At 73.5% G+C, this 14,037-nt stretch carries 9 protein-coding genes; 7 read left to right on the forward strand and 2 right to left on the reverse strand.

The window, feature by feature from the left end; all coding sequences use genetic code 11:
- Window positions 1–137: 137 nt before the first annotated feature.
- The gene (locus I6A81_RS18135) at window positions 138–854 is read right to left on the reverse strand and encodes a hypothetical protein (RefSeq protein WP_203000293.1); all 717 of its coding nucleotides are present in this window, start codon (window positions 852–854) and stop codon (window positions 138–140) included.
- A 143-nt stretch (window positions 855–997) separates the two neighbouring features.
- Between I6A81_RS18135 and I6A81_RS18140 the strand changes: the two genes are divergently transcribed.
- From I6A81_RS18140 to I6A81_RS18170, 7 genes are all read left to right on the forward strand, one after another.
- Window positions 998–2,155, forward strand: a complete 1,158-nt coding sequence (locus I6A81_RS18140) for a sensor histidine kinase (RefSeq protein ID WP_203000292.1) — start codon at window positions 998–1,000, stop codon at window positions 2,153–2,155.
- Window positions 2,152–3,012, forward strand: coding sequence for a response regulator (locus I6A81_RS44940; RefSeq protein WP_203000291.1), 861 nt, complete (start codon window positions 2,152–2,154; stop codon window positions 3,010–3,012). Before I6A81_RS18140 ends, I6A81_RS44940 begins: the two co-directional genes overlap by 4 nt.
- A gap of 248 nt (window positions 3,013–3,260) precedes the next feature.
- Window positions 3,261–4,742: an MFS transporter gene (locus I6A81_RS18150; RefSeq protein WP_203000289.1), complete on the forward strand. Its 1,482-nt coding sequence runs from the start codon at window positions 3,261–3,263 to the stop codon at window positions 4,740–4,742.
- 254 nt (window positions 4,743–4,996) lie between these two features.
- Window positions 4,997–6,643: an outer membrane protein assembly factor BamB family protein gene (locus tag I6A81_RS18155; protein ID WP_203000287.1), complete on the forward strand. Its 1,647-nt coding sequence runs from the start codon at window positions 4,997–4,999 to the stop codon at window positions 6,641–6,643.
- 738 nt (window positions 6,644–7,381) lie between these two features.
- Window positions 7,382–7,570 (forward strand): FxSxx-COOH cyclophane-containing RiPP peptide, encoded by a 189-nt coding sequence (fxsA, locus tag I6A81_RS18160; RefSeq protein WP_203000286.1) that lies wholly within the window; start codon window positions 7,382–7,384, stop codon window positions 7,568–7,570.
- Between the two features lie 136 nt (window positions 7,571–7,706).
- Window positions 7,707–8,882, forward strand: coding sequence for an FxsB family cyclophane-forming radical SAM/SPASM peptide maturase (locus tag I6A81_RS18165; protein WP_307874737.1), 1,176 nt, complete (start codon window positions 7,707–7,709; stop codon window positions 8,880–8,882).
- Window positions 8,876–11,377: an HEXXH motif domain-containing protein gene (locus I6A81_RS18170; RefSeq protein WP_203000284.1), complete on the forward strand. Its 2,502-nt coding sequence runs from the start codon at window positions 8,876–8,878 to the stop codon at window positions 11,375–11,377. Before I6A81_RS18165 ends, I6A81_RS18170 begins: the two co-directional genes overlap by 7 nt.
- On the opposite strand, the gene fxsT is transcribed toward I6A81_RS18170, so the two are convergent.
- Entirely contained in the window at window positions 11,284–13,836 is a 2,553-nt protein-coding gene (gene fxsT / locus I6A81_RS18175; protein WP_203000283.1) for an FxSxx-COOH system tetratricopeptide repeat protein, read from the reverse strand. The two genes, I6A81_RS18170 and fxsT, sit on opposite strands and share 94 nt — an antisense overlap.
- Between the last annotated feature and the right edge of the window lie 201 nt (window positions 13,837–14,037).

A 14,037-nucleotide genomic window follows, 5' to 3' on the forward strand; every position in this document is an offset into this window, starting at 1 on the left:
CGCCGGGCCGCCCCCGGCGCGGCCCGGGGGGGCCCCGGCGGGGGGGGGGGGCGGGCGGGGGGGCCACCACCCAGCCACGGTCAGCGGGCCGCGCGGAGCGGCGCGGACGCCCGGCGACCGCTGCCCGCCGGGACGGATCAGGCCGGTCCGGCCGGCAACGGTCGCGGGGCGGCGGATCGGGCCGCCGTCACGCCGGCCGAGGGGTCCCCCAGCGCCGGGGCCGCCTGGCTCGCGCGGCCGATCCGCCAGCAGGACAGGGCGAGCCAGGCGACCGCGCCCCCGACGAGCACATGCAGCGCGCTGGTCACCGGGCTGTCCGGCAGCCGCGCGGCGATCGCGAACGGCGGGAACCCCAGCAGGTAGAGCCAGACCGGCGTGCGAGGGTAGGCGCCGGCGCGCAGCAGGGCGATCCCGAACATCACCACGCCGACGACGAAGACGCTGGCGCTGACCAGCAGCGCGGCGCGGCTCGCCGCGGCGAGGTCGGTGTCGTCGCCGAGCGGGTAGACGACGACGTTCAGGGCGTAGGCGGCCCCGCCGAACAGCCCGAGCCCGATCAGATTGACCGCGAACGCGGCGTCGGCGAAGACCCCCGCTCGGTCGTCTCCGCCCGCCCGGGCGAACGGGTCGGCGGCGCCCGGCCCACCTGGCCGGACCGCGCGGCGCTGGCCACCCGCCGCCAGCAGGCCGAGGCGCAGCGCCGGCAGCAGTGGAACCGCCAGCGCCGGCGAGACGGCGAGCACCAGGCTGGTGGCGAGGGTCTCGCCGGTGAACGCCTCGATCAGGCCGGGCACCGCGATGAAGAGGCCGGCCAGCAGGCCGCTGACAGCTCCGAAACGCAGAAGAAAGAACATGCCCGGGACCGTAGGAAGGGGCGAACCGCGCCGGAAGTGCCCGCCGGCCGCGTGCCCTTCGGCACGGGGCGCGTGACCATGCCTTCTGGCACATGCCTTTTCGGATATACCGGCGAGCGGGCCGGCCGGCGTACCCTGACGCCGTGTCGCCGCCGGTTCCATGGGTCGCGCCCGTCCTCTATACCGGGGTGCTGCTCGCCGGCGGGTACGCCGGCCTCGCCGGCCTGGGTGACACCCGGCCGTTGCCGTTCGTCGGCGGGCTGGCGGCGGCGGCGGCGCTGGACCTCGCCGAGCGAAGGTGGTTCGGAGCGGGCGCCCCGCGGCCCGCGGCCGTCGGGCTGCTCGCCGCGCGCGCCGCGTCGTTCGTCCTCGTCGCCGCCGGCGACGGGGCAGGGCTCGCCCGGGTGCTGTTCCTGCTGCTGCCGTTCACCGCGTACTTCGCGTTCGGCCGCGCGGTGAGCGTCGGCGTCGGCGCCGGCTGCGTCGCGGCCCTCGCCGTGGCCTTCCAGCTGACCGAGCCCCGCTGGTACCGCTCGCCGGAACACGTCTCGGACCTGCTGATGTTCGTCCTCGGGCTGGTACTGACGATCACGATGGCCGCGGTCGCGGCCGAGGAGCGGCGGGCCAGGACCCGCGCCCAGGACGCGAACGAGCGGCTGCGGGCGTCGTCGGAGCGGGTGGCCGAGCTGTCCGCCGCCGCGGAACGCAATCGGGTCGCCCGCGACATCCACGACGGGCTTGGCCATCATCTGACCGCCATCTCGGTCCTGCTCGAGAAGGCCGCCGCCTTCCGCGACCGTGACCCGGCGGCGGCGGACGCCGCGGTCGAGGACGCGCACCGGTCGGCGCGGCTCGCGCTCGACGACGTCCGCCGCTCGGTCGGCGCGCTGCGCGAGGCCCCGTTCCGGCTTTCCACCGCGCTGGACGAGCTCGCGAGGCAGGCCAGGCGGACCGACGACGGCCGGCTGGCCGTGACGGTGGACTGGTCCGGCGACGAACGCCATCACCGGCCGGCGGTGCTGATGACCCTCTACCGGGCGGCGCAGGAGGGCATCACCAATGTCCGCCGGCACGCGCACGCCACCCGTGCCCTGGTGACCGTCCACTGCGCGCCGACCGAGGCCAGGCTCGTCGTCACCGACGACGGCCACGGGTTCGAGCCAGGCCGGGAAGGGTTCGGCCTGCGCGGCATGCGTGAGCGGGTGGCGCTCGTCGGCGGCTCGGTCACCCTCGACAGCGGGCCGGGCCGGGGCACCCGCCTGGCCGTCGCGATCCCGCGCCAGCCCGAGCCGGCCCCTTGACCGACACCCCCGCCGACGCCGCCGGCATCCCCGCTCCGGGGGCCGCGTCGGGCCCGCCCGTGCCGCCCGCGCCGTCGCCCGTGCGGGTGCTGGTCGTCGACGACCAGCGGCTGATCCGGGAGAGCATCGCCGCCCTGCTCGACATCCAGCCGGGCATCGAGGTCGTCGGCACGGCGGCCGACGGTCGGGAGGCGGTCGCCCGCGCGCTGGCCCTCGGCCCGCACGTGGTGCTCATGGACGTGCGGATGCCGGTGCTGGACGGCGTCGCGGCGGCGGCCGAGCTGGCCGCCCGCGCGCCGGCCTGCCGGGTGGTGATGCTCACGACGTTCGACGACGAGGACTACGTGGTGCGCGCGCTGCGGGCGGGCGCGGCCGGCTATCTGCTCAAGGACCGCCCGGCCGCCGAGCTCGCCGCCGCCGTCCGGCTGGCCCGGGCCGGCGTGGTCCAGTTCGACCCGGCCGCCGCGGCTCGCCTCGCCACCGTCCTGGACCGGGCCGTTCCCTTCGCCGGTCTCACTCCCACCGGCGCGGTCATGGCTCCGCCAGCCGTCGAGCCGTACCCCGCCGGCGAGCGGCACCCCACCGACCAGCCACATGCCACCGACCGGCCACCCGCCACCGCCGAGCCAACCGAGGCCGGCTGGCCGGTCGACACGCCCACGCCCGGGGGCCTGACCCCACGGGAGATCGACGTCCTGCGCCTGGTCGCGGCCGGGCTGAACAACCGGGAGATCGCCGCCCGGCTCTACCTGAGCGAGGGGACCGTGAAGAACCACGTCTCCCGCATCCTCGACCGCCTGGGCCTGCGCGACCGCACCCAGGCGGCCATCTACGCCCGGGACCACGACCTGCTCTGACCCGGCCGCGCGTACCTCGGGCAGTTCCGGGGCCGGCCGACCCGCCTGGGGCCACACCCCGTGAGGAGCCCGCCAGGGGGCTCGACGGCCGGGCGGCGGGGTGCGGCGGGCAGTGACCCGGCACCCATCAAGCGGAAGGGCATCGTCCGCTTGTGTTAGCGTAAGCGGAGGAAGTTCTTCCGGTAGGCGGGCTGGTCGGGCTGGTCGGGCTCGGTCCACTCTCTGTGATCCTGGCTCGAAGGAGACGCATGACCGAGCTGTCCGAACGGCCGGTGGGCCGCCCCACGCGGGCGGCGGCCCGCTCGCCGGAGGCGGGGACCCGCTCGCGCATGTCGCCCGGCCGCGCGCGCCTCGAACTGCTCGTGGTCGGCTTCGCGGCGCTCATGGTGTCGATGTCGCAGGGGCTCCTGGTGCCGGTGCTGCCGATCCTGCCGGCCGAGCTCAACACCAGCCACACCAACGCGGAGTGGCTGCTGACCTCGACGCTGCTCGTCGCCGCGGTCGCCGTGCCGCTGCTCGGCCGGCTCGGTGACATGTTCGGCAAGCGCCTGATGCTGCTGGTCGCGCTCGCCGCGCTCGCGGTCGGGTCACTGATCTGCGCGCTGACCGACAACGTCGGCCTGATGATCACCGGACGCGCCCTGCAGGGCGTGTCGACAGCGGCTATTCCGCTCGGAATCAGCCTGCTCATGTCCCTGCTGCCCCGAGAGCGGGTCGGTTCGGCCATCGCGCTGATCAGCGCGATGCTCGGCGTCGGTGCCGCGCTCAGCCTGCCGCTGGCCGGCGTGATCGGCGAGCACGCGGACTTCCACGTGCTGTTCTGGATCACCTGCGTCGGCGGCGTGGTCGCGTTCGCCGGCATGCTCGCCCTCGTGCCCGAAGGCCCGGGCCGCGGCGGCGGCCGCGTCGACCTGGTGGGAACCGCCCTGCTGAGCGCCGGCCTGGTGGCGCTGCTCCTGCCACTGGCCGAGACCGCCAACTGGGGCTGGGGCTCCGCCCGGGTGCTCGGCCTGCTCGCGCTCGCCGTCGTGCTGCTGACGACGCTGGTCGTCGTCGAGCGCCGGATCCGGGAGCCCCTCGTCGACATCGCCACCCTGCGCCGCCGGCCACTCGTCCTGACGAACCTCGCCTCGCTGCTGTTCGGGTTCGCGCTGTTCGCGTCCATGATCGGGACGGCGTCCTACGTCCAGGCCCCCGAGGCGACCGGGTACGGCTTCGGCTCATCGATGATCGTCGGTGGCCTCGCGCTGCTGCCCAGCGGCCTGTGCATGCTGGTGCTCGCCCCGGTCTCCGCCCGACTGGTCACGATTCTCGGTGCCGGACGGACCCTCGCCCTCGGCGCGGTCATCGTCGCCGCCGGATGGGGCATGCGCATCGTCTTCACCGGCTCCCTGTGGCAGATCATCCTCGGCACGACGATCGTCGGGGTCGGCACCGGCGTCGGCTACGCCGCCATGCCCTCCCTCATCAACGCCTTCACCCCACCGACGGAGATCGCCGCGGCGAACGGGATGAACACCCTGTTCCGGGCCATCGGCAGCTCGCTGGCCAGCGCCATCGGCGGCAGCATCCTGGTCGCCCAGACGATGTCGGTCGGCTCGGCCGAGCTGCCCTCGCTCACCGGCTACCGGGAACTGTTCGCGCTCTGCGCCGGAGCCGGCATCGCGGCGGCCGTCGCCGCGCTGGCCATCCCACGCGGCCGCCGCTCCGCCCCCGAGGCCACCGCCTGAGCCTCGCGCCGGGCTGGTCCGCGCCGACCCGGTCGGCGGCACCCATGCCCTTCGTTCAGTGACTGCACCACCGCCGGCTCGGTTACTCGGTCGGGTTAACCCTGCCCGACACCGTCAGCGAGCTGATCGCCCGCCTTCGAAGGCGCGTGCCGCCGGCCTGCGACACCGATGGCCAGCCCCGCCTTCGCGCCCGGGCCGGAATGCCTGGATGATGGCGCTCCGTCCGACCGTCGGACGTGACGACGGGAGCGGCAGTGGACGACGAGACCTCGGCGGGTGGCGCGACATCCGCCGAGTACCAGCCGTGGGCCGAACCCTGGGTCGCGGAGCCAGCCGCCGGTCGTCCGGCGGGGCCGCCACCCGCGGTCGGGCCGTCCGACGGGGTGGCCGGGTTGCCCGGCGCCGTGGCCGGAGTACCTGGCATACCGGGGGCTGGCCGGTGGAGCCCCGGCGCGGGCGGCGGGCCGGCGCGGCGGTTGCCGGCGTGGCTGGTGGTGCTCTGGGCCGCGGCGCTGGCGGTGCTTCTGGCGATGGTGGCCGTCGGTGTCGTCCTCTCCGCCCGCGACCGCGGGCCGATGGCCGTCGGGCCGGTCTGGTCGGGTGAGCTGGTCTCCTTCATGGCCCCCGCCGCGGCTGGCGGGTCCGCGATCGTCCTTCTGCGGACGGGTGAGGACGACCGCGGGACGCCGATCACGAGGATCGCGGCGCTGGACCCGGCCACCGGGCGGGAGCGCTGGTCGGAGCCGGCGAGGGTCTTCTCGGCATCCACCGCCGAACCGTTCTATCCGCTGGTGGCCGAGGACGGCGCGACGGTCGTGTGGGTGAGGCCGTTGTCGGCGGATGACGCGAACGGGATGTCGGTGGTCGCCGCTGACGCCGACACCGGCGAACAGCGGTGGAGCTACGGGCAAAGGATCAGGGTGTCCTCCCCGCCGCTGCTGTGTCAGGAGGAGTCCGCGATCTGCCTCGTCAGCGGAGACGGGACGGGCCCTTCCACCAGGACCGTTCTCGACCTCGGGACGGGAGAGGTACGCGTCGAGACCCAGTTCCGGGACGGGCCCTACTTCGAGGAGATCGGTGAGAACCTGTTCTGGTCCAGGGAGGGCTCTCGTCCGGACGTCGTCTCCCGGCTGACCGCCGTCGCCGACGACGGGACGGAGCGCTGGACGAAGCCAACGACCGAGACGTTCGGCGAGACGGCCGGCGGCCTGATGCTCTTCAACTTCGAGACGACTCGCCAGGATGACGTGTATGTGGCCGTCGCCCACCACGCTTTCGGGGGGATCTACCTGGAGCGCGACCCGTCGAGGCGGATCGACGAGGCGGACAGGAACATCATGGTCGGTCTCAGCGCGGCAACGGGTGAGCGGCTCTGGACCCGGCCGGGCGCGACCCTCGGGTGCGTGGGCATTCCCTTCGACCCCGACCATCCGGTGCGCTGCGTGTTCCGTGGGGCCTACCGCGGGGAGGTAGGCCTCGAGGGGCCGGCGGACTACGGCGTCACGCTGGAGGGTTTCGACCTGGAGACCGGGCGGGCCACGTGGTCCTGGGACGCCGGGAACGCCCTGGTTCTCCTGGGGATGAGCGAGACGCGTCTGGTGGGCCTGGGGCAGGCCGGCGACGCCGTCCAGCGGGTGGGTGACACCCACTACGCCCTGCGCCTGCGGGGGGAGACGGTCGTGCTGGATCTGGCCCGCGGGCTGGTCTCCGGCGAACCGCCGGCGACGGGATGGTGTACGTCCTACAACCCGGGGTACATCAAATGGCCGTATCCCTGCGCCCTCGACCAGTCGGACGCGGCGCCGCCGGCTCCCGCCGAGCCTGGTGGCGCGCTCGTGGGTGATCACTACGTCTGGCTGGACAAGGGCGGCCGGGTCCATGGCGGCGCCATCGCCCGCTGACCAGGGCCGACGGCGCGCGTGGCCAAGGCCGCCCCGAGGTCCGCGCGCCCGCGGCCTCCCGGTCACCGTGGCTCCAGGTCACCGCGGCTTCGGCGCCGAGGCCGTCACCCGCGTGTCTCTCGATCTTGCTGGAAAGCAGGCTGTCGGCTATTGGGTGAACCCGGCCCGGTGAGCGTTGAGGCGGTTCGCGGATTGGTGATACAGCGGTGTAACTTGACTCCGGTAACGGGCCCTGGACAAGCGGGAAATTTTGGTGGCACATCCCACATCCGCGTCCGGTGTGACCAGAGCGGAGTGTGCCACTCCGCTCCGGTCGCCGTCACCTGGGCGAAATTCATCCTGGTCCCGGGCCGACTGCCGGGGAAACCGTCGCCCAAAGCGCGCGCCACGGGCGGCGACCGCGCGCCACAGGTGCCCTACGCGTGGGCGCGGAGCGGGGTGACTCTGCCTGGGCTTAAGCTTGGCCAGGGCTCCCTGCCGGAGCCAACAGAGCATTTGCTAAAAATTAGCTAGTCCAGTCAGAAACTGGGTGTTCGGACCGGGCCGCCGTCGGCCGTCACGACCGGCGGGGCTCGGCTGCGGGGAGAAGTACGTCCGAGACGGGCCGGGCGCCATGACCAGGCCATCGGCACGGGGGCCTGGTCGCGTGACGGTCATCCCAGGATGATCGCCATTCCGCTCATGGCTCCCGGGCCGGGAACCGCGGAGGTCGGCGCCCAGGGGTGAAGGAGAGCGCCGATGGACACAGGATCCGCTGGGATGGCGGGCGGCACGGGGGTGGAGACCACGATGGTGGACCTGCTGCGCCTCGACCTGGCTGACCTGGAGGGCCTCGAAGCCGACGTCCTCACCGAGTCCCTGCGGCGCCTGCTGCGTGACGCGAGTCATCCGGAGGAGACACTGGCCGGCTTCCAGTCGAGCATCTGAGCTCGTCGGGGACCGCGCCGCCGATCAACGTCGATCGCCGCCGACCGTGCAGCCCGTGCCGTTCACCACGAGGCCGCCCGACCATGCCGCTCGAACCCCGACAGGGCCCCCCGAGTGGCCGGGCGACCATCTCGACGTGGCCGCGCTGCGCGGGCGCGGCTGGCGGCCGCGGCCCTTCCGCCAGTTTGTCCTGAAAATTCACAGTCGGTGCAATCTCGCCTGTGACTACTGCTATGTCTACTCGGCCGCCGACACCGGGTGGCGCAGGCAGCCGCCCAGGATGAGCCGCCGCACGGCGGAACAGGCGGTCCGGCGGATCGCCGAGCACATCGCGAGGCACGACCTCGGCGAGGCCGAGGTCGTGCTGCACGGTGGCGAGCCGCTGCTGGCCGGCGCGGATTTCGTCGGGTGGCTGGCCGACGAGCTGCGCCGGCGGATCGCCCCGGGCGTCCGGCTGCGGATCGTCGCGCAGACGAACGGGGTCGCGCTGCGCGCCGGGATGCTGGACGTGCTCGCCGAGCGGGGCATCGACGTGTGCGTGAGCCTGGACGGCCCGGCCCGGGCGCATGACCGGCATCGCCGGTTCGCGGACGGGCGCGGCAGCCACGCGCAGGTGCGGCGGGCCTTGGAGCTTCTCACGTCCGAGCGTTACCGACGGGTCTTCTCCGGCCTGTTGGCGGTCGTCGACCTCGCCACCGACCCCTTCGAGCTCTACGACGAGATCCTCGGCTGGGCGCCGCCCGCGGTCGACGTGATCCTGCCGCACGGCAACTGGACCACTCCACCGCCCGGGCGATTTCCCAATAACGACACTCCGTATGCGGAGTGGTTGATTCCCCTTTTCGATCGCTGGTATTCAGCTCCACGACAGGAAACCAACATACGGTTGTTTTCCGAGATAATTCAGCTCGTTCTCGGCGGCGCCAGCCGGTCGGAGGCCGTGGGACTGTCACCGGTCGGCCTGGTGGTGGTGGAGACCGACGGCTCACTGGAGCAGGTGGACACCCTGAAGTCCGCCTATGACCAGGCGGCGGCGACCGGGCTCGACGTCTTTACGCACAGCCTCGACGACGCGCTCGACTCACCGGCGATCGTCGCGCGACAGATCGGCGTCGAGGCGCTCGGCGAGAGCTGTCTGGCCTGCCCGGCGGGTCGGATCTGCGGCGGCGGCTACTATCCACATCGTTATCGGGCGGGTTCCGGCTTCAGAAACCCGTCCGTCTATTGCCCGGACCTCTTCCGGCTGGTTCGGCACATCGAGAGCCGCGTCCGCGCGGATCTCACCAGCCCACGGAGGGTGCCCCAGTGCTGACCAGATGTCCGGCGCCCACCGGAGGCACCGCCAACCCCCCAGGCGAGGCGCCCGCCGCGCCCGCCGCGCCCGCCGCGCCGCCGAGCCAGCCGAGTCACCCGAGCCTGACCCGGTATCGCCTCGCCCTCGACGAGTTCGACGCGATCGCCTCCGGGCACGGCGATCTCGCGACCCTGCGAGCCGGCCAGCTCAGCCGGCGCATGCTGCTCGTCCAGGCGCTCGTCGGCGCCGTCGCCGAACACCGTCCCGACCTCGCCGAGCTGGCCGACCTCGACGCGTCGTTGGCCGTGCTGCGCGCGGCGCACCGCGCGGGCCGGGCCGAGGTGGACCGTCTGCTGCTGCATCCGCAGGTCGGGGTGTGGGGCATGCGCTGCCTGCGGCTGCTGTTCGGCCACGCCGCGGCCGGTGACCGCAAGGCGGCCGGTGACCAGAAAGCCGGTGTGAACCAGAAAGTCGGTGTGAACCTGGAGGCGGCGCCGCCGCGCCTGGACGGCGCCGACTCCGGTACCCTCGCCGCCCAGATCGGCTGTTTCGGCACGCTGGCCGCCACCGCGGCGATGCTCGTCGGCCGGGAATGCGACGTCGTCGCGCACGCGCTGGACGGCGGGTTGATGTTCCCGACGCTGGGACGGGCGACGGTGCCCGGGCTGTCCGGCTGGGCGCGGATCCGCGTAGGCCTCCCCGCGGGCGGGCGCCCCCCGGCGGCGCCGCGCCCCGGCACGCGGGCGGTCTCGCTGTCCGTGCTGTCGCCCGGCGAGCCGCAAGCTGTCCTGGCCCGGTTCGACGTCGAGCTGGACGCCTGTCCCGACGCCCGGACCGGTTTCGACCCGCGAGCCTTCGGCGCCCTCGACCCGACGGCCGTCCGCTCGGGGGTCGTCGACCGGGCGGTCGGCGTGACCGTCTGGGACGCCACCGGCACACGACACGACGCCACCGGCACACGAGACACCGGCCCGCGCGACGCCGCCGGCGGTTCCGACGCCCCGGCCTGGCAGCCCCTGCGGGCGCTGGTCAGCGAGGTCGACGGCCGCCGCCTGGTGGTCGACCTCGACGACGTCGACCCGTTCCGTTCCTTCCACCATGTCCCACCGACGCCCCGCCTGAGCGACGAGGAACTGGTGGTCTGGCGTCTTCGGCTCGACGAGGCGTGGGCACTGCTGGTACGTCACCATCCCGGCCGCGCGACGACCGTCGCGTCCGCGCTCGCGTCGCTCATCCCGCTGCGCGCGCCCCGGGATGCCGAGGAGTTGAGCGCCTCGTCCGCGGACGCCTGTGGAGCCGTGGCCCTCACCCTTCCGCACAGCGGACTGGCACTGGCCGGCTCGCTCATCCACGAACTTGCCCACAGCCGGCTGTCGGCGTTGCTCGACCTCGTCCCCCTGTTCGAGCCGGACCGGCGAGCGGTCTATTTCTCACCCTGGCGGCGCGACCCGCGTCCGGTGCCGGGGCTGACCCAGGGGGCGTTCGCGTTCCTGGCGCTCACCGATTTCTGGAACGACCACCGGTTGGCGGCAGGCGGCGCCGGCGGGCGGCTGGCCCAGTTCGAGTACGCGCGATGGCGCGCCGAGCTCCCCGGAGTGCTGGACATCCTGATGGGCTCGGGCGTGCTGACCGGTCTTGGGGAACGGTTCGTGGGCGGCATGCGGCGCGGGCTCGCGGCGATCGCCGACGGCGAGGTGCCCGAGGAGGCCGCGGCGCTGGCGGACCTCGCCAACGCCGAGCACTGGATCACCTGGCGGCTGCGCAACGTGCACCCTCGCGCCGCGTTCATCGACACGCTCGGCTACGCCTGGCGAACCGGTCACGCCTGCCCGCCGCTGCCCGCGACCGCGGTTCCGGCGACCGCGGTCTCCGCGGGTGCCGCCCGGGCCGCCGTCTCCGACCCCGCCGCGCCGGATGCCCTCGCGCCCAGTGCGCCGAGGTTCGTCACCCACGGCCGGCTCAGCCTCAGCTACCTGCGGCTACGGGAGCCGGAGCGGTTCGCGGAGCTCGCCCGGGAGCCGTCCCGGCTGGGCGCCGCGGTTCCGGCCGCCTGCCCCGCGGACCTGCTGCTGCTCACGGGACAGGCGGCCGCCGCGTCCGCGCTGTACCAGGACCTGATCGCCGCGCGGCCCGACGGGATCGACCTGTGGGCCGGGTTCGCGCTGTCCCGCAGGGCGGCGCGCGGCGGCGGCGACCCGCTGGTCCGCAGACCCGAGGTCGCCCTGGCCCTGTACCGGCACCTGCGGGCCGCCGGCGCCGCGCCGTCGCCGGCCGAGCTCGCCGACTGGCTGGCCGCCGGCGCGGTGACCTCGCGCCCCGGACCGGCGGTGGGCGCCACGCCTCCCACCGCGGTGGAGGGCGGCGTGGCGGTGGGTGGCGTGGCGGGGAGCGTGGCGGTGGGGGGCGTGCTGGCGACCGGTCACAGCGGCGACGGCTCGAACACGAAGTCGACGCGGACGCCGTCCGCGACCTCCCGGACATCCGGATGGTCCTCGCGGAGCACTCGCCGGTAGCGGCGCAGGGTGTCCTCGAGCAGCTCGTCGGCGTCGTCCTCGTGCCCCTGCGCGCGAAGGTCGAGGGCGAGGTTCGCCGCGCACATCAGGGTGTGCGGGTGGTCCTCCCCGAGCACCGCGCGCAGCCTCGGCAGCACCCGCTCGCCGAGTGCCCGCGACGCGTCGACCTCACCCAGGTCGGCATGGGCCGTCGCGAGGCTGGAGGCGCACGTCAGGGTGTAGTGATGGTCCGGGCCGACGGTCGCGGTGAGGTTGTCCAGTGCGTCCTGGAGCTGGGACCTGGCCGCCTCGATCCGGCCATGGTCGCCGGTCCGGTTGGCGATCTGCCGTTGGATGATCGCCAGATTGAGAATGCTGGCGTGGGTGAAGGGATGCCCCTCACCGAGTGCCTGCTGGTAGCCCCGCACCGTCTGCTCGATCAGTTTCGCCGCGCTGTCCAGGTCTCCGGTCCGCCGCAGCGCGTTGCCGAGGTTGATCGCCGCCGCGAGGGTGTCCGGGTGGATCGCCGTGAAGTCGCGGACGTAGCGCTCGTGGACGTCGCGGGCGAGCTCGAGGGCGGCCGCGAAGTCGCCGGCCATGCGGCGGGCCACGGACAGGTCCTTGGCCTGCAGGAGCACCCAGGCGTGGTTCTCGCGCAGCACGTTGCGCGCGACCACGTCCTGGAACAGGATGTAGGCCTGCTCGGCGAGCTCCCGAGCCTGGAGGTACAGGCCGAGCTGGCGCAGGTCGCGGGCGACCGCGTTCATCGAGAAGATGACGAGGATGTTGTCGTCGCGGCCGTAGAGGTCGAGCCGGTCCTGCCGGGTCTTCTCGTCCGTCTCGTAGGCGGCCCGGTAGTCGCTGGTCAGCTCCAGGTCGACGGCGAGGTTGTTCGCGGCCTGGAAGGTCTCGGGGTGGTCGTCCCCGAACACCCGGCGATGGCGGGCCAACGAGTCCTCGTCGAGCGTCCGGGCCGTCGCGAACTCTCCCCGGGCACGCAGGTCGGCGCCGTGCCCGTTGGTGATGCGCAGGGTCTCCTCGTCGTCCTCCCCGAGCACGCGCCGCATCACGTCGAGCGTGGTGCGCCGCAGCTCGTACGCCTCCTGGTAGCGCCCGAGCGCCCACAGCCCGTCCGCCTTGCGCCGGTTGAGCTCGAGGACGGCCCGGTTCTCGATGCCGTCGTCGGAGACCCACTGGGTCAGCGCCTCGTCCGCGAGTGCCAGGCTTCCCTCGGTGTCGCCGACGTTGTAGAGGTAGCGGACGACGTTGCTGACGAGCCGGCGCACGTTCGGCTGGCGGCTGGTGATCGTTCCGGACGGTCCGACGTGCGGCAGCACCAGCTCGAACTCGGGCCAGCGCTCCTCCGTGTCGGTCTCCTCCGGCGTGGCAGCGGCGAGCATCGCGTGCACCTCGTCGCGGATGCTGGCCGCCACCTCGTGGTCCAACTCGTCCTGGATGAGGCGCTGGATCAGTCGGTGCACCTGCAGGGTGCGCCGATGGTTGTCGATCCGGGCGAGCGCGTACCGGCCCAGCTCGCGGGTGGCCCGGCTCATCATGATCGGGTCGGCGACCAGGTCCCGCAGCGGCGCGTCGAGCACGTAACGGCCGAGGACCAGCAGCTCCCGGGAGATCGGCTCCGCGCCGAAGAAGGCGCACCGGCGCAGGATCTCGAGCGCGAACGGCATCTGGTCGCGCAGCCGGGCCATCGACAGGCTCCAGGCGGCGGCGACGGGGACGGGGTAGTCCGACGGCGGGTTCTCCTGCAGCACCTGCGTCGTGGCCCGGCCGAGCAGGTCCAGGTAGTCGTCCACGGACATCCCGGTCTCGGCCTGCAGGGCGCCGGCCTGTTCCAGCGCGAGCGGCAGGTTGCCGAGCTCCTGGGCGAGCCGCTCCGCGTCGGCCTCGCTGATGCCCGGTACCCGGCGGCCGAGGAACTCCAGGCTCTCCGCGCGGCTGAACACATTGACCTCGACCGTGTCGACCATGCTGTGCCAGCGATGGTTGCGGGAGGTCACGAGCACGTGCCCGGGGCCGTGCGGCATCAGCTCGCGGATCGTCTCCGGCTGGTCCGCGTTGTCGAAGATCAATAGCCAGTGCGGGTATGGATCTCCGCGGCGCAGGGTGTCCAGCACCGCGGACACCGCGTCCTCGATCCGGGTCGCGCCCGTGATGCCGAGCCGGGGCGCGAGGGCCGCGAGCGATGCCCGGGCCAGCGCGACCTGGTCCGCCGGAATCCACCACACGACCTGGTAGTCGTGCGAGAACTTGTACGCGTATTCAACCGCGAGCTGCGTCTTCCCCACGCCGCCCAGCCCCTGCAGCGCGTGCGGCAGCAGGGCCATGCCCTCGGCCGTCATGTTCGCGCGCAGCTTTTCCAGCAGGGTTACCCGGCCGGTGAAGTTCTTGTTCCGCTGCGGAACGTTTCCCCAGACGACGGGAACCGCGCGCGCCGGCAGGTCCCGGGGCCCGACGACCGCCATGTCTCCCCCTAGCAAAGGTTCCAGCGAAGCCCGCCCGACGTCGACGCGGGCCGCCGGCCGAGCTTTGCCGCGACGAACGAAGCCCGGCGCGACGCCCGGTCGGCACACGCCGAGACGAAGAGCCGTGGTCTCATCATCGCATCCGGCCGGGTCCGCGCGGGGCGTTTCCCGCGCGGCATTCGGCGATCTGTCACGTATTCA

Source organism: Frankia nepalensis, assembly GCF_016786325.1.
GTDB classification, from domain to species: Bacteria; Actinomycetota; Actinomycetes; order Frankiales; family Frankiaceae; genus Pseudofrankia; species Pseudofrankia nepalensis.